We start from the raw sequence: 20,226 nt of genomic DNA on the forward strand, positions 1-20,226 counted from the left end.
TGGCACTGCTGTCGACGGGGGACTGACAGTCGGCGCGAACACCAGACAGCCTGTGTGCTGATACTCCGGAGTCAGGGTATGACGCCGCCGTTGCAGAAAGTGTCGCTGCTCGCCAGAGTCCGGTAAGTGACTCCTTCCCAGCCGTTGGGCCGGTCAGCGAGGCGTGTGGTGGCCTCGTTCGCCAAGTAGTTGCGCACTTCCTGGGCCCCGCCAACATTACGCAGAGTGGTGAGCAGGCTGAGGATGCCGCTCAGGGTGCGGTTGGCCTGGATGGCGAAGAGCCTGGACAGTCCAAAGAGTGCGAAGTGGTACTGCACTCGGTCAGCGAGGACTTGATCCCAGGATGGCGAGGGGCTGATGAAGAACTCGAGCCAAAGTGGGCTGTCGTCCACGATCCTTGCGTCCAGCCAGTGGTCATCGTCGATGCGGTCGAGGTAGGGGTGCAGGGGAGTCGTCTCAAGGCTCGTCGGGAGGGCGTCGCCCTTGGCGTGGTTGCAGTCGGCGCAGGCGGGCACCAGATTCAAGGGATCGACGCACAGCGCAGGGAACGACTTCTTCGGCAGGACGTGGTCAAGGGTCCTGACGACCCCGTGTCCGCACAGAGGGCAACGATCATGTTGCGGGGCCGCTCTCAGCTGCTCGTAGATGGCTCGACCGCTCTTTGTACCGAGCATGCCGTTCTCGTAGATCCACGCCACGGCTTCGGCCGCTGAGAGATTCGGTAGAGCGAAGGCCGCGCACTCCAAGGTGTGCAGGGAGCCTCGCTGGGCCGCCCACCGGAATTGCTCGCCCGCCTCCTCGATGCTGTCGCGGCGGCCAGAAGTCGTGCCTGGCGGGACGCGTTCCTGGTGCCGGCCACGCACGCCTCGTAGCTTTGACGGGCGGTGACCCTAGGCGGCTCCAGCGGCCACATCAGCGGCGCCCCTGCGACGTGTGGTAGGCGAGCAGAATCCGTACGAGGCCCTTCGCCTCCCCGCCGAGCTGACCGCCGAATCGGGCCAGGACCTGCTCGTACGTGCCCAGTTCCTGGACTGCCTTCTCGATCTCGGCGTGAAACCCGGACCGCCGGACTTCGAGGCCGAATATCTCGTGGGTAAGAACCCCGACGTTCTCGCCGTAGGTCTCGATCGATGGCCGCTCGGGCCGCATCGTGCCCTGGCGGCTGACCTTCCAGACACAGGAGCGCGGGACCTCCTGCAGCACCACCGGCGAGTGGGTGCCCAGGACTGCGACCGCATTGCGGTCGGTGAGCAGGTCGGACAGGGCCCTGACGAAGGACGCCAGAAGCGGGGGATGCAGATGTCCTTCAGGATCGTCGAGGAGCACCAGCGACCGCTCGGCGACGGTTTCCACCAGACGCGTCATCGTCAGCAGGACAATCGCATGCCCCGAGCTGAGGTTGGAGAAGATCTCCAAAGCAGTGTCACGGTCGCTCGTACGGCCGAACACGCCCCGCTCCAGCAGAGCCTGCGCGAAGGATCGGACCGGAGCCTCGAAGAAGTACGGGTCGCTGCCCAACGCCTCAAGCGCCTTGATCCAGCTTTGGACGCGGCCGGCGGCGACGACCTCCTCCACGCTATTGGCGAACTCCTTGCTTAGGTCAAGGCGCGTTTTGCGCTCCCGAGTCGGGCGCCCCAGCCCATCCACCTTGGGCAAGCCCACATACCTGTAGGAGACACCCGCGATGTTGTCATCGGCCGCGGGAGGTGGTTGGCCGTCGGCCACGTCCAGAGCGCCGTCCCAGCCTTCCAGCTCAGCGTGTTCAACAGCGCCCTGTTCCGACTCGAACTGCTCCTGAGCCGGGTCGAAGGCGCTGAAGGTCACGCAGACAACGTTGACGAAGGAGCCGGGTGCATCTTCGCCCCAGATGAGGCGCCCGACGACATTGCTGTCCGGCGACGGCCGGGTGGAGGTGGCGCTGTCGCCGCCTCCCGACGGGCGCGCCGGTTGTCGGCATCGTCCGGACGCGGTAGCCGTCGACGCCGGTGTGGCGGGCGAGGGACGCAGCTCCGGCGGAGCAGATCCGATGAGGCGGTGTTCAGCATGAGTCCGCCTCCGCCGAGGACCGCGCCCGCCCTCGCCCCGTGCCCCCTCGTCCTCCCGGGCGGGCTGCCACACCAACGGGCGTGCGTGTGGGCCTGGTTCGGTTGTCGTCGAGGCGATACGGTCGGCTGATGATCGACGCGGACGGCTACTTCTCGAAGCAGGTGGCGGAGCGGTACGACGATGGTCGTGGTCCCGAGTTTCAGGAGGAGGTCATCGGGCGGACCGTCGACATTCTGGCTGAACTCGCCGGTGACGGGCGGGCTTTGGAGTTCGGAGTCGGGACCGGGCGGATTGCCTTGCCTTTGGCGCGGCGGGGGGTGTCGGTGCACGGGATCGACATGTCCCGGGCCATGGTCGATCGCATGCTCGCCAAGCCCGGGGGAGAGCGAATCGGGGTCTCGATCGGGGACTTCGCCACGACCGTGGATATCGAGCGTGACGGCGGCTTCTCCCTCGCCTATCTCGTCTTCAACACCATCATGAACCTGACAAGCCAGGAGGCTCAGGTCGCCTGTTTCCGCAACGCCGCCGCGCATCTCGCGCCCGGCGGATGCTTCGTCGTCGAGGTGTTGGTGCTCGAGCTGCGGAAGATTCCCGCGGGGCAGAACTTCGTCCCGTTCCGGGCCGGGCCGAGGGAGTGGGCCTATACCGTCTACGGCCGTCCCCCAGGGCGCGACCTGCCATTACATCGAGATCACGGAGGACGGGCGGGGCGAAGCCCGGAGCATTCCGTTTCGGTATGTCTGGCCCGCCGAGCTGGACCTGATGGCCCAGCTCGCCGGGCTGCGGCTGCGTGACCGCCGGGACGGCTGGACGCGTCGGCCCTTCACCGAGGACAGCGTCCAGCACGTCTCCGTCTGGGAGAAGCCGGTCAGCTGATCAGGTCCTGGGCGCGCTGGAGGACGTCCATGGCGGGGAGGATGGTGTCGGGGCTGATCGCCGCCGGGCGGTTGGCCCTCGTCGCCGCGAAGAACTCGCGGTTCTGCAGCACGCGGTCCTCCTCGTCCTCGGGGTGCTCGTCCGGGTCGTAGGCGACGCCGTCGCGGTCCCGGACGACGTTCATCTCCACGAAGACGGTCCGGCCCGCCCCCGCCAGGTAGTAGTCGCAGACCTGCGGGGTCTCGTTGGTGTACGAGCCGACGACCGTGCCCACGCGGCCGTCCTCCGTCGTCATCGTCAGCGTGATGTCCAGGGGTTTGCCCGATGTCGGGTCGGGGCGGGTGTGCGCCACCTGGACGTCGACGGTGGACGCGTCCGTGATGCCGAGCAGTCCCAGGGTCATGTCCGTCGAGTGGTTCATGTGGTGCCACAGCAGGTCGTCCGTCCACGAGCGGACGTAGCCGCTCGACCCGACGCGGTCCCGGCGCAGGATCAGATAGCGGGCGAGCACGCTGTCGAAGCGCCGGGTGCCCGCCGCCACGTCGCCGAGGAGGCCGCGCAGGCCGGTGAGGTAGCGGTGCGTGTGCGCGACCATGACGGTGACGCCGCGGGCCCGGGCGAGGTCCGCCAGCTCGTGTGCCCCCCCGGCCGACATGGCGAGCGGGATCTCGACGAGTACCGGCTTCCCGGCCAGGATGCAGCGGCGTGCCTGGTCGGCGTGCACGTCGTTCGGCGATCCGAGGATCACGGCGTCGACCGCGTCGTCTGTCAGCGCCTCGTCGAGTGAGGTCCCGTGGTGGGCGATGTCGAATTCCTTGGCGAAGGCGGCGGTCCGGTCGGGGTCGCGGCCCACTACGCGGTGGAGTATCTGGCTTTCCGCCAAGGTGATTTCGGCGTGGAGACGGGCCACCTGGCCGTACCCCACGACGGCGATCCGCAGTGCGTCGGACATCTCTCAGAACTTTTCGGTGGTGATCAGTGCCCGCAGCTCGGCGGCTAAGGCCGGTCCGGCGCAGAGGACTCCGGTGCCCCAGGGGGTGCATTCCGCCCCCGCCTCGCGGGAGATGAGCGCTCCGGCGGCCCAGTCCCAGCGCTCCAGCTCGTCCTCCAGGAACGCGTCGAGGCGGCCCGCGGCCACCCACGCCAGGTTGAGGGCCGAGCTTCCTGTCGACCGCACGCTGCGGACGGCCGGCAGCAGTGCCGTGAGGGTGCGCGCCTGACGGGTTCGGCCCTCGGCGGTGTACGCGTATTCCGTGGCCACGACGGCATCGTCGGCGGGGCACGGGGGGCGTATCGACAGTCGTGTGTCCCCCAGCCAGGCCCCGCCGCCGTCCACGGCCCAGAACACCTCGTCGCGGTTCGGGTCGTGCACGACGCCGACGCGCGGTTCCCAGCCGTCCTCGACTCGCTCTTCGAGGGCGATGCTGACGACGAAGTGCGGGATGCCCAGGGCGAGATTGCCGGTCCCGTCGACGGCGTCGACGACCCATCGCAGCCCGGTGTCGCTCGGGCGGTCCGGGTGGTCCTCGCAGACCAGGCCGACCTGGGTGCCGGAGGCGTCGATGACTTTGAGGATCGCCTCGTTGGAGGCGACGTCGGCCGTGGTGACGAAGTCTCCCGGCGCGGACTTCGTCTCGATGATCCTGGCTTCCGCGTGGGCCGACCGGAGAGCGTCCGTCCCGGCTCTCGCCGCTTCCAACGCGCGTTCCAGCCAGGGACCCCAGTCGCTCACAGAGGCTCCCGGCATGCTCATCGACTCTCCTATCGGCCGTCCGGTGGCGACTGGCGTATTTAGATCAACTCGCCCGCGCAGACTAGGCGGAGGAACAGAACGGCACAAGCGCGTCTGTTAAGTCGCTAACCTCGCGCTTTCATGAAGCGGGCTGTCCGACGGGTGGTCCCGTAAGCGAGAAGTGCCTCTGACCAGCAAGAATGAGGATTGTCGAGGTCCTTGTTCCTGCCATCGCCGGAGGCACTTCTCAGGTGAAGAAGCGTATCGGGTCATACCCGCGTGTCCGCATCGAGGGCGGTGGCCGGGCCGTGGTGTCCCAGGCCGGGGCCGTGCTGCTGGTCGAGACGGTTCGCAAGGCCGGACTGGACCGGGCGGTATCGGCGGCGCTTGCGCCGTGGCGTCGTCCGAGGGTGGTGCACGAGCCGGGGAAGATCCTGCTGGACGTGGCGCTCGCGGTCGCGCTGGGCGGGGACTGCCTCGCGGATGTCGGGATGCTGCGTGCCGAGCCGGCCGTGTTCGGGCCGGTAGCCTCCGACCCCACCGTCTCCCGCCTCGTAGACACCCTCGCCGCAGCCGGGCCGAAGGCGCTGGCCGCGATACGGTCCGCGCGGGCCGAAGCGCGTGAGCACGTCTGGAACGTGGCCAAGAACGCGGCCCCGGACGCCTCAGGGCAGGTGACCTTGGACCTGGACGGGGTGCTCGTGCTGGCCCACTCCGACAAGCAGGACGCCACCGCGACCTGGAAGAAGACCTTCGGGCACCGTCCGCTGATGGGATTCGTCGATCACGGAAGCGGCGGCAGCGGGGAGCCGGTGGCCGGCCTGCTCAGGCCCGGCAACGCAGGCAGCAACACCGCCGCCGACCACATCGCCACGGCCTGACTGGCCCTGGCCCAGCTGCCGAAGAAGTACCGGCGGGGCCGACGGACGCTGGTCCGTACCGACTCCGGGGGCGGCACCCACGAGTTCGTCGCCTGGCTGGCCCAGCGCGGCCGGTGGCTGTCGTACTCGGTCTGCATGACCATCACCGAGCAGATTCACCAGGCCGTACTCAAGGTCCCCGCCCCGGCCTGGACTGCGGCAGTCGAGCCCGGCGGCGCGATCCGGGACGGGGCCTGGGTCGCCGAGATCACCGGGGACTGCCTCAAGGGCTGGCCGAAGGGAATGCGGCTGATCGTCCGCAAGGAACGGCCCCATCCCGGCGCACAGTTGCGCATCACCGATGCCGACGGACTGCGGCTCACCGCCTTCGCCACCAACACCATCGACCTTCCGATCGCGTCACTGGAGCTGCGGCACCGCCAGCGAGCACGCGCAGAAGACCGTATCCGTGCCGCCCGCGCCACCGGCCTGCGCAACCTGCCCCTGCACGACACCGCGCAGAACCAGATCTGGCTGGAGATCGTCCAGATCGCCCTCGACCTGCTCGCATGGATGCCCATGCTCGCCCTGACCGGCGAAACCCGTAGGTGGGAGCCCCGCCGCCTCCGACGCCGCCTCTTCTCCGCCGCCGCCCAACTCGTCACCACCGCCCGCCGCCGGCACCTGAGGTTCGCCCGCCACTGGTCCTGGACCGACGTGATCACCAACGCCCTGGCACGGCTCGAAGCCCTCCCGAACCCCGGCTGACCAGCAGTTCCCGTCCCCGCAACCAGCACCACCCCGACCGGAGCCGTGGAACCCGGCGCCCACCCGACGCGACAGCCGGGCCACCGCCATACCCGCGATCAGGCCAGACAGCCGAAACGGCCCGCCGAAGAAGCCGACGGACCGTCACGAAAGATCGAGGCCAATGATTTCGGATAGTTCGAGACATGGGGGTGTGGGGGGACGATGGAGTGGTTGGGTGTGGGGTCTTGTAAGTGTCGTGTAAATGAACTCAGTTATTGTTGTCGCTGGTCGAACCGGCAGCCGCAGGGCGGATGTCGTGGAAATTCGGGGGTTCGCGACCCAGCGTGGCAACCTCGCATGTCATATGATCGCGAACGTATGCGCAGGGGGGCGGTCCGAAAGCACACCCCTGTTCGGACGCGGGCGCAGTGACGTTCCTCTCCGAATCCGTGGCGCATCGCCCCCGGCCGCGGCAGTCCCGCTCCGTCGGTTCACGACGCGCGCAGGGCATTCCGTACGCGCCGGTGGTTCTTACAGCGCACGAAAGGTGGACATGACGGCGCTCAGTACTGGCAGTGCGGGACTCAACGTGACGAATCTCGAACGTTCCGTCGACTTCTATCGGCGGTCCCTGGGGTTCGACGTCATTCGGCAATCGACCGGACCAGTGAATCGCTATGCGCTCATGGGATCCGACGGTGTCGTCCTGCTGACTCTGTGGGAGCAGTCCTCCGGCGCGTTCCCGGTGAACCGGCCCGGTCTGCATCACCTCTCCTTCGAGGCGGCCACCCTCGACGACCTGCGGGCGGCGGAGAAGCGTCTCCGGACGGCCGGTGTGGCTCTTCGGGATGATGACGGCAGCAGTGAAGATGCCGCCTCTGCGGGGCAGTTGTTCTTTGCCGATCCCGACGGCATCCGGCTGGAGATCTACACCGACGATCCTGCCGTGCCGCACGGCCCCACCCCTGCCCTTCCCCGCTGCGGCTACTTCGACGACGGTGCGTGAGGGGGGCCCATGCCGAGAAATCCCTGGTTCCCCTATCCCGTACGCGAGGGCGCGCTGCACATCGTCTGCCTTCCGCACGCGGGAGCCGGCGCCTCCTCCTACCGGTCCTGGGCCTCGACGGCCCCCGAGGGGCTGTCGGTCTGTCCGGTCCAGCCGCCCGGTCGGGAAGGGCGCGGTGCGGAGGCCGCGTACGACGACGTGGCCGCCTTCGTCCGTGACCTCGCGCCCGTCCTGCTCGACACCGTGCCCCGTCCCTTCGCGCTGTTCGGGCACAGCACCGGTGCCCTGACCGCGTACGAGCTGGCGCGCGAACTGCGCCGTCTCGGCGCGCCGATGCCCCGGCACCTCTTCGTCGCGGGCCGTCGCGCGCCGCACATCCCCATGCCCCGGACGAATCTCGGGAACGCGTCGGTCGACGCCCTGCGCGAGACCCTCCGGAAACTGGGGGGAACCCCGGAGGCGGTGCTGGAGGAGGACGGGCTGCTACGGCACCTGCAGCCGCTGCTGGCCGCGGACTTCCATCTGAACGAGTCGTACGAGTTCCCCGGCGACGAGCCGCTGGACGTGCCCATCACCGCCTTCCCGGCCCTCCATGACAGCGGGGCGGGGGTCGCTGAGATGGGGCCGTGGAATCTGCACACCACGTCCGACTTCAATCAACTGGAGCTGGACGGCGGGCACTTCGCCGTGTTCGATCAGGCCGCTCGTGTCCAGGCCCACATGATGAAGCAAGCCGAACCGAGCCGAGAGCAGGTTGTGCGATGAGGTCGTCCATCGGGGACAAGATGTGTTCCATGTCGGGGCTGCGCGTCATCATGGACGACATCGCGGCGGTGACGAGCCATTCGCCCCACAACTGGCTGAACCTCGGCATCGGCAACCCCGCGCCCCTCCCCGAGCTGACCGCCTTCTGGCAGCGGCACGTGCGGCAGGCGCTGGACGCCGACTTCGAGGGGCTCAGCTGCAGCTACGGGCCGTCCCGGGGGCTTCCGGTGCTCCTCGACGCGGTCGTGGAGTACTTCAACCAGCGCCTCGGCTGGGACATCGACGCCTCCAACGTCATGGTCGGCCCCGGCAGCCAGATGCTCTGCTTCATCGCCGGAGCGCTCTACACCGGGCAGTCCACGGCCGGTGAACGGTCCCTGGTCCTACCCGCGCTGCCGGACTACACCGGCTACGAGGCGTCGAGCCTGCACAAGAGCCTGGTGGGCATACCCAGCGACGTCGTCCACTCCGGCGACCACCGCTTCCGCTACGTGCTGGACACGGCGGCGGTGGAGCAGACGCAGGGTGCCGGCGTCTTCCTCGCGTCGAATCCCAGCAACCCCACGGGCCGTTCGCTGACCCAGGCGGAACTCGACACGATCATCAAGGTCGCCGGTGCGCAGGACGCGCTGACCATCGTGGACAACGCCTACGGAGAGCCGTTCCCCGGCATCGCGGTCACCCACACGCCGCCGCCCCCGGAGAACGGTGTGCTCAACTGCTTCAGCTTCTCCAAGGCGGGGCTGCCCGGCGAGCGCCTCGGGATCGCGATCGGACCGGCCGAGGTCGTCAAGGACATGGTCGCGTTCCTCGGGAACACGGCCCTCCACGCCCCCCGCCTCGCCCAGTACGCGGTGGCGCAGGCCCTGAAGAGCGGCGACGAGCTGGGAGAGATCGTCTCCGGGACTATCCAGCCCTTCTACACCGCGCGCTGGGAGTTGGCCTCCGAGCTGTTCCGCGAGGACCTTCCCGCGGACCTGCGCTGGTACCTGCACGAGGGCACGCGCGGCATGTTCTCGTGGCTGCACATCGACGAGCCGTGGTTCGACGACCTGCGGCTCTACGACCTCATGAAGGACCGGCACACCTTCGTGGTCCCCGGCTCGTACTTCTTCGCGGGGACCACGTCGCCGGAGGCCGTCGAGCACGGCCGCCGGTGCGTGCGGATCAGCCTCAGCGCCCGGGAGGCGGACCTGCGTCAGGGCATCGCCCGGCTGGGCGATGCCCTGAGGGTCATGGCGTCGTAGCGGGAGAGCCGAGGAGCTCTCCGAGCCGTCCCGGAGTCACCGTGGTGTCGGCGGTCACCGCCGTCACCACGGTCGCCCACTGGGCCAGCATCCGCTCGGCCTCCGCCGGCGTGAAGCAGCCGGTCGCGTAGTCGGCCCGTACGAGGTACTCGTCGCCGGACTCGACGACGTACTGGCACCAGTCGAACTTGGGCCAGGCGGCACCGACGTACACGCGCTCGCACCGCAGCCCGGGGAGGACGAGCTCGCCCGGGTCGTCGTCGATGACGAGGACGACCCGGGCGAGGTTGTCGCTGGAGCGCAGGCTTTGCGCGGACCGGAGGTTGCTGCTGATCGCCGCGTACGGCGTCTGACGGTGCCGGAGCGTGGTGAGGACGTTCTTCTTCGTCGTGGCGCAGGCCTCGGCGAAGGACATCGTCCGAGGCACGTGCACGCGGAGCGGCATGAGGTCCGTCAGACAGCCGAACATCCGGTCGAGCTCGGCCGCGCCTCGGCGCGAGGTCGGCGTGCCGAGGACGACGTCCTCGACCTCCACCGTCGCCGAAAACGTCATGGCCATCGCCGCGGCGAACACCACGTGCGGCGTCGTCCGCAGCGCCCTGGCCGTGTCCCGTACCGCCTTGCGCGTCTCCGCGGGCAGCACCACGCTCACCATGTCGGTGCCGGGTCCCCGCCGGGGAGGCAGCGGACGGGGGTACGGCGGGAGCTGCGGCAGCGGCGTCACGTCCGCGAGGTAGTCCGCCCAGAAGTCCAGCGCCGCCGGGGAGACACCGGCGGCGCGCTGGGCGACCGCGTAGGCGCCGGGGTCCCTGGCGAGCGGAGGAAGCGCGGGCGCCTCTCCGGTGACCTGCGCGGTGTAGAGCGCGCCGAGCTCCTCGTTCAGGACCGACAGCGATACGTCGTCGACGATGATGTGGTGCACCTGGACCAGCAGGACGTGGTCCAGCGGGGAGCGCTCGTAGAGCGTGGCCCGGTACGGCGAGCGGGTGAGGTCCAGCGGACGGCGCCCGGCCTCCCGCAGCACCGCTTCGAGCTCACCGCCCGGCCACTGTTCCCGTTCCATCTCGCTCGGCGGCTCCGGCGCGAAGCGCTGGACCGTGCCGCCGTCCTCCAGGAGGAAGCGGGTGCGCAGTGCCGCGTGCCGCAGGACGAAGGCCTCCCAAGCCCGCCGCAGCGCCTCCGGGTCCAGCGGTCCTTCGATCCGCTGGGCCCAGGTCTCCAGATACGGCGAGCGCTGCCGGAAGAGCTGCTCCGAGATCCAGATCGACTCTTCCTCGAACGTCAGCGGATAGGCCTCGTCGGTCACCGGCGGCCCCGCTCGCCCAGGGCCCGCAGGTCGACCTTGCCGTTCGCGCTGATCGGCAGGGCGTCGAGGCGCTCCATCGCGGTCGGGATCGCGTACGCGGGCAGCATCGTCGCCAGCTGCTTCCGCAGCTCGCGCGGGGTGAGGCCGGCGTGGTCCGCGTCGGTGCTGTAGTACAGCGCGATGTGCTGGACCTGGCCGTTGTCGTCCCTGACCGCCACCGCCGCGCAGGTGCGGATGGCCTCGACGCGCCGGGCGGCGCTCTCGATGTCGCCGAGTTCGAGCCGGTTGCCGTTCAGCTTGATCTGGCGGTCGATGCGGTCGCGGTAGTGCAGCACTCCATCCGAGTCGAACAGGCCCATGTCGCCGGTGCGGTACGCGCGCCGGGTCTCGCCGTCGACCTCGATCTCGATGAACTTCGTCCCGGTCAGGACGGGGTCGTTCACGTACCCGAGCGCCAGCCCGCCACCGGTGACGAGGATCTCGCCGGTCTCCTCGGCGGGGGCGGGGCTGCCGTCGTCCCGGACCACGACGACGTCCGTGCCGGGCACGATCCGCCCGAGCGGGATGCCGCCCGGCACCGACAGGTCGGCCGGGCCCATTCGGTGCAGCGTCGTCAGCATGCAGTTCTCCGCCGGCCCGTACCCGTTCCAGATCGGGACGTCGGCGAAGCGCTCGAGGTAGCGGCCCACGTGCGCGGGCGACTGCTTCTCCCCGCCGACGTAGAGCTGCTTCAGGCCCGCGAAGCTGTCGACGTCCTCGTCGACGAAGAGGTTGAACAGGGAGGTCGTCAGCCACAGCGTGTCGACCCCCTCGTCCGCGACCAGCGCCCGCAGGCGGCGGGGCATGAGGTAGTCCTCGCCGACGATCACACTGGTGCCGCCGGTGGAGAGCTGGCCCCAGAGCTCGAAGGCGTACATGTCCCAGGGCAGCGGCGCCGCCTGCGGGGTCACGTGACCGGGGCCGAAGCCGTCGAGGCCGGCCGTCCCGAACATCCGGGTGACCGCCCGGTGCGTCGTGACGACGCCCTTCGAGACGCCGGTGGTGCCGGAGGTGAAGAAGACCGTCGCGGCGTCGTCGAGCGACACCTCGGGCGAGTTGTACGGGGCCGGGTCCGCGGCGGCGGACATGACGGACTCCGGGGCGATGACCCGGACGGGACGGCCCTCGATGTCGCCGGGCGTGCGGCCCACGACGACCGGGGCGTCGAGCTGGTCGAGGATCGAGGAGACCCGCGAGGCCGGCCACCGGGGATCGATTCCGGTGTACGCGGCCCCGCACGCGAGCACGCCGAGCTGCACGGCCACCAGCTGGGCCGACCGGGGGAGCATCAACGCGACGATGTCACCCTGCCGGACGCCCCAAGAGGACAGCAGGCGTGCGTAGTTGTCGCCCGCCTCGGCGAGCGTGCGGTAGGAGACGCGCTCGGTGTCGTGGACCAGTGCGATGGCGTCGGGGTTCGCCGAGGCGAGACGTCGGACGGCCAGATGAAGGGGAAGCCGCGTCGACATCGCGTCAGCTCTCCGTGGCAGCCGTGGAGTTGGCGCCGCGCAGCTCCGCGACGAAATCGACCAGCCGGTCGTTTTCGAGGAGCGTGAGGGGGTCGACGGTCAGGCCGGTCTCCTGCTCCGCACGCGCGCAGATCCGGATCGCCTGCATCGATCCGCCGCCGAGGTCGTAGAAGCTGTCCTCGCGCCCCACCTTGTCGATGTCGAGCACCGAGGCGATGATCTCCGCGACCTGCTTCTCCAGCGGGTCGGCGGGGGGCGTGTAGGGGGCGTCGGTCAGTTCTTCGCGGAGGTCGGGCATGGTCTTTTCCTCTTCTCGTCGTGCCGCTGCGGCGGAAGGCCGGGCGGCGGGCGTACTACCGTCCGGTCCCGGAGCGGAGCGCTCGTGGCTCGCCCCGGGCGGTACGGTGATCAGGCCGGGCTTCCGGCGGCCGCGGGGACAAAACCGAGCGCGTCCCCCAGGAAGTCCAGCGACAGTTCGAGGCATCGGGCCACCGTGTCGGCGCGGCGGAACCCGTGGCCCTCGCCCGCGAACGCGACGTACTGGTGGGGCACGCCGTGGCGTTCGAGCTCGGCCCGGAAGGCCTCGGCGAGCGGGGTGGGCACGATCGGGTCGTCGAGCCCCTGGAGCAGGAGGACGGGCGCGGTCACGCCGGCCACGTGGGCGAGCGGCGAGCGCTCCTCGTACAGCTTGTCCGTCTCCGGGAGGGGGCCGATGAGGCCGTCGAGGTAGCGCGATTCGAAGTCGTGCGTGTGCTCGGCCATCAGCCGGGCGTCGGTGACTCCGCAGGAGGAGATGCCCGCCGCGAAGACGTCGGTCGTGCCGAGGGAGGCGAGGACGGTCCAGCCGCCCGCGCTGTGGCCCTGGACGGCCAGGCGCCTCGGGTCCGCCTCTCCGGCTTCGGCCAGACGGCGGGCCGCGAGCGCGGTGTCGGCCACGTCGACGACACCCCACATGTCCCGCAGTCTCTCGCGGTACTCACGGCCGTAGCCGGTGGAGCCGCCGTAGTTCACGTCGAGCACGCCGACGCCCCGGCTGGTCCAGAACGCGATGCTCGCGGTGCCCAGGACGGTGGACCGGGCCGTCGGACCGCCGTGCGCCATCACGGCGTACGGGGGCTGCTCGTCGGCCGGGCCCTGGACCGTCGGGTGGTGAGGCGCGTAGACGATGGCGTGGACCTCGCGGCCCTGCTCGTCGACGAAGGTCCTCGGCTGGGCGGGGGAGAGGTACGCGGCGGACGGGAAGCCCTCGGTGAGCAGCCGCACCGGGGTGACCGCGCCGGTCTCCAGGTCCACCTGGCGCAGTCCCCGGGGCTCGCGGGCGCCGCCGCCGACGATCAGGGCGCGCCTGCCTTCGGCCTCGACGTCGACCAGGGTCACGGTCTCCAGACCGGGCAGGTCGAGGTCGCGGACGGTGCCTGTGGCGAGGTCGACGAGGCAGAGGGTGTCGACGCCCCGGGTGCGGACGGCGAGGAGGCGGTTGCCGGGAAGCACGCCGAACCAGCGGGGGCGGAGCTTCCAGAGGGGGCCGCCGACCTCGTGCTCGCCGGGGTGCAGGGCTTCGGGCCGGTCGGGGTGCGGGGCTTCGGGGCCGTCGGATCCGAGGGTGAGCCGGTAGAGGTTCCACCAGCCGGACCGGTCGCTGATCACGGCGAGCGATCCGTCGTCCAGCCATTCCGGCTGGAGAACCGATTCCGTCGTCGAGCCGAGGACGACGCGCGGAGCGCCGTACCCGCCGTGCTCGTCTCGCTCGGATATCCGCAACTCCGTCCCGTCCCAGGGCATTTGCGGATGTTCCCAGGAGATCCACGCGAGACGGGAGCCATCGGGCGACTGACGCGGGAAGGCGACGAACCGGGAGCCGCCGGCCAGGTGCTCGACCTTTCGGGAGTCACCGCCGTCGCCGTCGACCGGTATGGACACGATGTCGCGGACCACGTCCTGCGCCGCGAGCGTCTCCCGCACGCAGATGACGTGAGATCCGTCATGGCTCGCGGACAGGTCGCCGAAACGCACCGAGAGCGCCGGGTCGACGGCCGGAGTGATCGGTTCCGGCGATCCGCCCGGAGTGAGGCGGTAGAGCCGCTGGTCGTCGTACTGGACGAAGACCAGGGTCTCGCCGACCGCCGTCCACGCGCCGCCGCCGTATTCGTGCACACGGGAACGGGCGTCCCACGGCGCGGCGAGCAGTTCCTGGGTGCTGCCGTCGGGCGACTGGCGGCAGACCGTCACCCGGCCGCCCTCGTCGGGGCGGCTCTCCGCCCACCACGGCCGGCCCAGGACGTACTGGGCGCCGTCGCCGAGCGAGGCCGAGGCGGCCGCGACGCCCCTCGGGGTGACCGGTGACGGCCACGATCCGTAGGGCAGCGCCTTGCCGATCTCCATGCTTCCCCCAAGTAGCATTTGGGCCATAGTTGTTGGACGTAGGTGATCGGCGGATCCTTGGCAGGAGTCATGTCAAACCTGCGACTTGGGCGCCGACTTGGACCGGTCGATTCGACCAAAGGTTCCGGTCCGCTCAACTGGGCGGAAACCTCAATGCGTTCGCTCGGTGAGAAGGTAGCCGACCTGCGTGAGGCTTTGAAGTATCGCATGGGGATGCGGCGTTGACACTGCCGCTGGTGGCGGAACCTGCGGCTTCAGGGTAGTCCTTGACCTCGAACAGTACGCTGATGCGCGTTCGTTCGTGTCCTCGCGGCGGCCGTGCATCCTTCTTCGGATTGCTGACGCTTCGTCAAGAGCCATGTATTCAAGCAGTTTCAGATCGAGCAGATTGCGGCTATGCCCTCTGGATCTTGCGCGCTACGATCTGGATTGGCAGTGTGGATCGTAACGGGGGTGTGACCACCATGGCCGACAGCAGGCTTCCCGAGGGCTGCGCCAGTGCAGACTCGGTTCTCGACACCTTGAGGGCGGTTGCCGTACGGAATCCGGCTTCTTTCGCCGTCGTGGGTGAATCGGGGCAACTTACTTATGAGGAGCTGCTTGAGCGCTCCGGAACGCTCGCAGCAGAACTAAGCGCCATAGGAGTGGGCCCCGGCGACCGTGTCGTCGTGGTGCAACCGCCGACGCTGTCGATGATTGTGTCGGTGGCCGCCGTCATGGCCGCCGGTGCGGCATACGTTCCGGTCGACGCCTCGCAGCCCGAGGCGCGCATCCGCGCGATCGTCGAGGATTCCGGGGCCGTGGCCGTCTTGTCTGATATGGGGGAGGCGCTGCCGTATTCGGCGAATTCCGGCGTGCCCGTCGTATCCGAATCCATGGCGGCGGCGAACCGGCGACAGCCGGAATGGAAGAGTCCCGAGCCCGACGGTGTGGCATACGTTGTCTATACCTCCGGCAGTACCGGTGAGCCCAAGGGCGTCCTGGTCAGCCACGGCCAGCTCGCTTACTCCACGGCGGCCCGCCGATCGGTGTATCCGGACATCGACCGTTTCCTTCTGGTGTCGCCCCTCGCCTTCGATTCGTCGGTGGCGGGCATCTGGGGCACCCTGACCTCCGGTGGATGCCTGGTCGTCGCATCCGATCAGCAGCGTCGCGACCCGGCCGAACTGGCCGCCCTCATCGGCGGATTCGATGTCACGCATACGCTGATGATTCCCGCGATGTACCGCATGGTCATCGACTCCGCGGCCTCCGGGCAGGGGAATCTGACATCCCTGCGGTCGGTCACAGTGGCCGGCGAAGCGCTGGACGATTCGCTGATTCAGCGGCACTTCGAGGCCGTTCCCGGCGCCGAGTTGGTGAACGAATACGGCCCGAGCGAAGCCACGGTCTGGGCGACCTTCCGCCGGTACACGGAGCCCGCCCCTTCGACGATCGGACAGGCCGTCCCCGGCACCCGGTTGTACGTGCTCGACAAGCAGCAGAAGCCGGTTGCCGAAGGCGAGCCCGGAGAGTTGTGCGTCGCCGGTCCCGGAGTGACGCGCGGATACCTGAACCGCCCGGCCGCCACCGAAGCCGCCTTCCTCGCGGACCCGTGGGGCGAACCGAATGAACGCCTTTACCGTACAGGCGACTTGGTGCGCCGGAACGAGAGAGGCGAGCTGGAGTTCCTCGGCCGCGTCGACCGTCAGGTGAAACTGCGCGGCCAGCGTTTGCAGCTCGAAGCCGTGGAACTGGTTCTGCGCGCTGTCGACGGCGTCGCGGACGCCGCGGTCCTCACCGATGCCGAACGCGCCACGCTCATCGCACATCTGCGGCTGGACGAGGGCGCCGACGAGGCGGCCGTGCGCAAGGCCGCCGCGGAGGTCTCGCCCGCCGAGTACCGGCCCGACCGCATTCACCTTCACGCGCGCTTCCCCGTCACGACCAACGGAAAGGTCGACCTGGCGCTCCTGGAACGGAGCGTCCGGGAAACCGGGGCGAAGGAGAGCGAGAAGGCGAATGAGGAACGGCAGAATTGCGAGGACCTGACCGAGCGGGTCATCGCGGCCTGGCGCGAGGTCCTCGGCGTCGAGACCGTTCCTCCGGACGTCAATTTCTTCGATCTCGGCGGCAGTTCGCTGACCCTCATGAAGTTGCAGGGCGCGCTCGAACGCCATACGGGACGACACGCAACCGTCGTGTCCCTTTTCCGGCACACGACGGCCACCGCGCAGGCAAAGGTCCTCCTAGAGGGGGGCGACACCGGAATGACTGACCGTGGTGACCGCGTCCGGCGGCAGGCGCGGCGCCGGGTACGGTCGGAGGGAGACCGCATATGACCGTCACGCAGGACTGGCTCCGGTGCGTGACGCCCCGGCCGGAGACCGCCGTCCGACTGATCTGTCTGCCGCACGCCGGCGGATCGGCGTCCTTCTACGCCGGCTGGGGCGCGCTGCTCCCGCAGGCCGAGGTGCACGCCGTGGCCTACCCCGGCAGGGCGCACCGCTTCGACGACCCGCTCGCCGAGGACCTGGTCGAGATGGCCCGCGCGATCGCCGACGCGATCGCCCCGCTGGCCGACAAGCCGCTGGCCCTATTCGGCCACAGCATGGGCGCCGCCGTCGCACTCGAGACGGCACGGGCCCTGGAAGCGGCCGGCATCCCCGTAGCGCACCTCTTCGCCTCCGGATCGCGCAACGGTCCGCTGCCCGGCCCGCTGCCGCCGCCGTCGGAGGACCCGGCGGAACTGGTCGAGCAGCTCGTCCGGCTCGGCGGCACCGACCCTGAGCTCGCGAAGGACCCCGACTTCCAGGACCTCGTCCTGCCCTACACCCTGGGCGACGGCAAGCTGTTCCACGCGTACCACATGAGCGAAGAACCACTGCTGTGCTGCCCCGTGACCTGCGTCGTCGGCGATGCCGACGACGACGCCGACATCCGTCCCTGGGCGAAGATCGCCCCCGAGGGCTTCGTCGAGCACATCGTCGCGGGCGACCACTTCTACCTCTCCGAGTCACCCCCCGACGAGATCATCGCGGCCACCTTGGGCGGTCACGGCGAAGGACAGGACGCATGAGCCAGACCACCCAACACACCGACGCCACCGAGAACGACGCGGCGCGCGTCCGCGACTCGAAGTACGTGTGGCACCCATGGTCGCGCAACGAGGTCGAGCGCGACCGGCTGATGATCGTCCGGGGCGAGGGCTCGCGCGTCTGGGACGCCGCGGGACGCGAGTACATCGACGCCTCCTCCCTCAACTCCACGGTCGGCTACGGCAACGAGGACGTCATCGCCGCCGCGACCGAGCAGCTCCGCACCCTCCACGGCGTCGACATGTCCGCGACCAACCACCCGGTCGCCGGCCGTCTCGCCGAGGTCCTCGCCGGGCACCTGCCCGAGAGCCTCTCGCGCACCCTGCTGCTCAACAGCGGCTCGGAGGGCATCGAGGCCGCCCTGATGATCGCCTCCTGCTACCGGCGGATCACCGGCGACCCTCGCAACCGCGTCATCACCTTCGCGCAGGGCTACCACGGCTCCACGGTCCTCACCCGGACGCTCAGCGGGCTCGTGCCGACCGGCCACCCGTTTCAGCAGCCGATCGAGGTCACCCGGGTCACGCTACCGCTGCCCGCGGCGGAACTGCGCACCCCCGAGGCCGCCAAGGTGCTCGCGGCCGGCTTCGCCGAGGCCCTCGCCGACGGCGACGCCCCCCTCGCGGTGGTCATCGAGCCGTTCCTGAACGTCGGCGGAGGCATCGTGCTGCCGCCGGGCTTCCTCACCGAGCTCCGCGCGCTGTGCGACGACGCCAGCGCCCTGCTGATCTTCGACGAGATCTTCACCGGCTACGGCCGCACGGGGAAGATGTTCGCCTTCCAGCACGAGGGCGCCGCACCGGACATCCTCGTGTCGAGCAAGGGCCTGGGCGCCGGCTACGCCCCCATCTCCGCGGTGACGGCACGCCAGGACATCTACGCGGCCTTCGCCGACGACGAGATCATCGGCGGCCTGCGGTACGGCCACACCACCGCCGGCCACGCCACCGCCGGCGCGGTCGCGATCGCGACCCTCGGCGTCATGGAGCGCGAGGGCCTCGTGGAGAACGCCGAGGACCGGGGCCGCGAACTCCTCAAGCTGATCGAGCCGCTCCGTACCCTCCCCGGCGTCGTGGACACCCGTGGCCTCGGCCTCGTCGGCGTCGTCGAGATGGCCGACATGGCCACCGCGGCCGCCCTCGTCGTCAGCTGCCAGGAGCACGGGCTCATGGTGCGGCAGCAGGCCGCCTCCGTCCTCATCTGCCCGCCGCTGACCATCACGAGCGCCGAGGTCGAGGAGATCGCCGAGCGGATCACCACCGCGACCCGCGCACTCGCGTCGGAGCAGTCCACGGAGCAGTCCATATGAGCGCGGGCATCGATCCCGAAGCCTCGCTCCACGTCCAGGCGGCGATCAGCGCCAAGCGCGAGGGGCGGACGCTGACCGAGGAATCGGTACGGCGCCTGGTGCACGACTTCATCGACGGCCGGATCGCTGACCACCAGATGTCGGCCTGGCTGGCGACCGTCGCCTGCATGGGCATGGACCTCAGCGAGACGGCCGCCCTCGCCCTCGCCTACGTCGACACCGGCAAGCGGCTCCAGCTCGGAGACCCGGCCCGCCCGGTGGTCGACAAGCACAGCACGGGCGGGGTGGGCGACAAGGCCACCCTGATCGTCGTCCCCGTCGTCGCCGCCTGCGGCGTGCCCGTTGTCAAGCTCAGCGGACGCGGCCTCGGATACGCCGGGGGGACCGTCGACAAGCTGGAGTCCGTGCCTGGCCTCCGGCTCGCGCTGGACGCCGACGAGCTCCGAAGCGTCGCGGCCGAGGCCGGCATGGTGATCGCCGGACAGAGCGACGACCTGGCCCCGGGCGACGCCGTCACGTACTCCCTGCGCGACGTGACGGCGACGGTGGAGAGCATCCCGCTGATCGCCGCCAGCATCATCAGCAAGAAGCTGGCGGTCGGCGCCGACTGCGTCGTCCTCGACGTGAAGTACGGCGACGGCGCCCTCATCGCCGACTACGACGCGGCGGCCGAACTCGCCCGCACCATGGTCGGTCTCGGCGGACGCCTCGGCCTGCGGTGCGAAGCCATGCTGACCGACATGACCCAGCCCATGGGCCGGGCGGTCGGCAACGCCCTGGAGATCAAGGAAGCCCTCGCGGTCCTCGGCGGACAGCACGTCAGGGGAGTCTCCGAGACCTGCGCCCTGCTCTCCCGCGTCATGCTCCAGAGCGCCCTCCCGGAGCTGTCGGACGAGGCCGCCGACGAGCGGGTCGCCGAGGCGATCTCCTCCGGCGCCGCGCTCGAACAGTTCCTGCGCTGGGCGGAGCTCCAGGGCGCGGACCGAGCCTCCCTGGAAGACCCGGAGCTCCTCCCGGCCGCGCGTGACGTCACGGAGGTCCGTGCCGACCGCGACGGCTGGATCCACGAGGTCTCCGCGCGCCGCATCGGCGGGGCCGGGCTGCGCGTCGGCGCGGGCCGGATCTCGGCTGACGCCCCCCTCGACCACGGGGTGGGCATCCTCGTGAACCACCGCATCGGCGACCACGTGACGGCAGGCACCGTCCTGGCGGAGATCCACCACAACGGCGGCGACGTGCGCCAGGCCGTCGATGAGGTCACCCAGGCCTTCGTCATCCGTGATCAGCAATGCACACCACCCCTCGCGGTGCGGGACCGCATCCGGTCGAACGACGTGGCGGACGCTCCGTGAACGAGCC

At 69.8% G+C, this 20,226-nt stretch carries 15 protein-coding genes and 2 pseudogenes; 9 read left to right on the forward strand and 8 right to left on the reverse strand.

Going from position 1 to position 20,226, the window contains the following annotated elements; translation table 11 throughout:
* Positions 1–71: 71 nt before the first annotated feature.
* Positions 72–863 carry an HNH endonuclease gene (locus J7I97_RS13490; RefSeq protein WP_214934343.1) on the reverse strand — a complete coding sequence of 264 codons (792 nt, stop codon included), beginning with the start codon at positions 861–863 and terminating at the stop codon, positions 72–74.
* Positions 864–912: 49 nt separating this feature from the next.
* Positions 913–1,824 carry an AAA family ATPase gene (locus J7I97_RS13495; RefSeq protein WP_308369397.1) on the reverse strand — a complete coding sequence of 304 codons (912 nt, stop codon included), beginning with the start codon at positions 1,822–1,824 and terminating at the stop codon, positions 913–915.
* Between the two features lie 350 nt (positions 1,825–2,174).
* Between J7I97_RS13495 and J7I97_RS13500 the strand changes: the two are divergent.
* Positions 2,175–2,925, forward strand: a pseudogene (locus J7I97_RS13500) (class I SAM-dependent methyltransferase).
* On the opposite strand, the gene J7I97_RS13505 reads toward J7I97_RS13500, so the two are convergent.
* Together J7I97_RS13505 and J7I97_RS13510 are read right to left on the reverse strand one after the other, a co-directional pair.
* Positions 2,918–3,877: a Gfo/Idh/MocA family protein gene (locus J7I97_RS13505; protein WP_214934346.1), complete on the reverse strand. Its 960-nt coding sequence runs from the start codon at positions 3,875–3,877 to the stop codon at positions 2,918–2,920. The pseudogene J7I97_RS13500 and the gene J7I97_RS13505 overlap by 8 nt on opposite strands.
* 3 nt (positions 3,878–3,880) lie before the next feature.
* Complete coding sequence (locus J7I97_RS13510) at positions 3,881–4,678, reverse strand: inositol monophosphatase family protein (RefSeq protein WP_214934351.1); 798 nt, start codon at positions 4,676–4,678, stop codon at positions 3,881–3,883.
* 230 nt (positions 4,679–4,908) lie between these two features.
* On the opposite strand from J7I97_RS13510, the pseudogene J7I97_RS13515 reads away from it, so the two are divergent.
* From J7I97_RS13515 to J7I97_RS13530, 4 genes and pseudogenes are all read left to right on the forward strand, one after another.
* Positions 4,909–6,285: pseudogene (locus J7I97_RS13515) on the forward strand (IS1380 family transposase).
* Between the two features lie 571 nt (positions 6,286–6,856).
* A complete protein-coding gene (locus J7I97_RS13520) occupies positions 6,857–7,273 on the forward strand; it encodes a VOC family protein (protein WP_308378346.1) in 417 nt (138 codons plus the stop codon).
* A gap of 9 nt (positions 7,274–7,282) precedes the next feature.
* The gene (locus tag J7I97_RS13525) at positions 7,283–8,038 is read left to right on the forward strand and encodes a thioesterase II family protein (protein WP_214934357.1); all 756 of its coding nucleotides are present in this window, start codon (positions 7,283–7,285) and stop codon (positions 8,036–8,038) included.
* Between the two features lie 29 nt (positions 8,039–8,067).
* Positions 8,068–9,285 carry an aminotransferase class I/II-fold pyridoxal phosphate-dependent enzyme gene (locus tag J7I97_RS13530; RefSeq protein WP_214934360.1) on the forward strand — a complete coding sequence of 406 codons (1,218 nt, stop codon included), beginning with the start codon at positions 8,068–8,070 and terminating at the stop codon, positions 9,283–9,285.
* Here J7I97_RS13530 and J7I97_RS13535 read toward each other — a convergent pair.
* The 4 genes from J7I97_RS13535 to J7I97_RS13550 all read right to left on the reverse strand — a co-directional run bounded on the left by J7I97_RS13535 (position 9,272) and on the right by J7I97_RS13550 (position 14,481).
* Entirely contained in the window at positions 9,272–10,591 is a 1,320-nt protein-coding gene (locus tag J7I97_RS13535; protein WP_214934363.1) for a condensation domain-containing protein, read from the reverse strand. The two genes, J7I97_RS13530 and J7I97_RS13535, sit on opposite strands and share 14 nt — an antisense overlap.
* Positions 10,588–12,099 carry an amino acid adenylation domain-containing protein gene (locus J7I97_RS13540; protein WP_214934366.1) on the reverse strand — a complete coding sequence of 504 codons (1,512 nt, stop codon included), beginning with the start codon at positions 12,097–12,099 and terminating at the stop codon, positions 10,588–10,590. The genes J7I97_RS13535 and J7I97_RS13540 overlap by 4 nt, the downstream gene beginning before the upstream one ends.
* A 4-nt stretch (positions 12,100–12,103) precedes the next feature.
* Positions 12,104–12,397, reverse strand: a complete 294-nt coding sequence (locus tag J7I97_RS13545; protein ID WP_214934369.1) for a phosphopantetheine-binding protein — start codon at positions 12,395–12,397, stop codon at positions 12,104–12,106.
* 110 nt (positions 12,398–12,507) lie between these two features.
* Entirely contained in the window at positions 12,508–14,481 is a 1,974-nt protein-coding gene (locus tag J7I97_RS13550) for a prolyl oligopeptidase family serine peptidase (protein WP_214934372.1), read from the reverse strand.
* A 464-nt stretch (positions 14,482–14,945) separates the two neighbouring features.
* Here J7I97_RS13550 and J7I97_RS13555 point away from each other — a divergent pair, with 464 nt between their 5' ends.
* From J7I97_RS13555 to J7I97_RS13570, 4 genes are read left to right on the forward strand one after another with little or no spacing between them, the layout of a single operon-like run.
* Positions 14,946–16,802 (forward strand): non-ribosomal peptide synthetase, encoded by a 1,857-nt coding sequence (locus tag J7I97_RS13555; RefSeq protein WP_251058782.1) that lies wholly within the window; start codon positions 14,946–14,948, stop codon positions 16,800–16,802.
* Positions 16,799–17,539 carry a thioesterase II family protein gene (locus tag J7I97_RS13560; protein ID WP_214934379.1) on the forward strand — a complete coding sequence of 247 codons (741 nt, stop codon included), beginning with the start codon at positions 16,799–16,801 and terminating at the stop codon, positions 17,537–17,539. The genes J7I97_RS13555 and J7I97_RS13560 overlap by 4 nt, the downstream gene beginning before the upstream one ends.
* Positions 17,536–18,867 carry an aspartate aminotransferase family protein gene (locus J7I97_RS13565; protein ID WP_214934382.1) on the forward strand — a complete coding sequence of 444 codons (1,332 nt, stop codon included), beginning with the start codon at positions 17,536–17,538 and terminating at the stop codon, positions 18,865–18,867. Before J7I97_RS13560 ends, J7I97_RS13565 begins: the two co-directional genes overlap by 4 nt.
* Positions 18,864–20,219: a thymidine phosphorylase gene (locus J7I97_RS13570; RefSeq protein ID WP_214934385.1), complete on the forward strand. Its 1,356-nt coding sequence runs from the start codon at positions 18,864–18,866 to the stop codon at positions 20,217–20,219. Before J7I97_RS13565 ends, J7I97_RS13570 begins: the two co-directional genes overlap by 4 nt.
* The last annotated feature ends 7 nt before the right edge of the window (positions 20,220–20,226 follow it).

The organism is Streptomyces sp. ISL-87 (assembly GCF_018614095.1).
In the GTDB taxonomy this organism is placed as follows: domain Bacteria; phylum Actinomycetota; class Actinomycetes; order Streptomycetales; family Streptomycetaceae; genus Streptomyces.

Coding starts and splice junctions, on each gene's coding strand:
- J7I97_RS13550 (WP_214934372.1), bottom strand. CDS start 14,481: ATGGAGATCGGCAAGGCGCTGCCCTACGGATCGTGGCCGTCACCGGTC.
- J7I97_RS13570 (WP_214934385.1), top strand. CDS start 18,864: ATGAGCGCGGGCATCGATCCCGAAGCCTCGCTCCACGTCCAGGCGGCG.
- J7I97_RS13540 (WP_214934366.1), bottom strand. CDS start 12,099: ATGTCGACGCGGCTTCCCCTTCATCTGGCCGTCCGACGTCTCGCCTCG.
- J7I97_RS13525 (WP_214934357.1), top strand. CDS start 7,283: ATGCCGAGAAATCCCTGGTTCCCCTATCCCGTACGCGAGGGCGCGCTG.
- J7I97_RS13560 (WP_214934379.1), top strand. CDS start 16,799: ATGACCGTCACGCAGGACTGGCTCCGGTGCGTGACGCCCCGGCCGGAG.
- J7I97_RS13530 (WP_214934360.1), top strand. CDS start 8,068: ATGTCGGGGCTGCGCGTCATCATGGACGACATCGCGGCGGTGACGAGC.
- J7I97_RS13510 (WP_214934351.1), bottom strand. CDS start 4,678: ATGAGCATGCCGGGAGCCTCTGTGAGCGACTGGGGTCCCTGGCTGGAA.
- J7I97_RS13565 (WP_214934382.1), top strand. CDS start 17,536: ATGAGCCAGACCACCCAACACACCGACGCCACCGAGAACGACGCGGCG.
- J7I97_RS13555 (WP_251058782.1), top strand. CDS start 14,946: ATGGCCGACAGCAGGCTTCCCGAGGGCTGCGCCAGTGCAGACTCGGTT.
- J7I97_RS13545 (WP_214934369.1), bottom strand. CDS start 12,397: ATGCCCGACCTCCGCGAAGAACTGACCGACGCCCCCTACACGCCCCCC.
- J7I97_RS13505 (WP_214934346.1), bottom strand. CDS start 3,877: ATGTCCGACGCACTGCGGATCGCCGTCGTGGGGTACGGCCAGGTGGCC.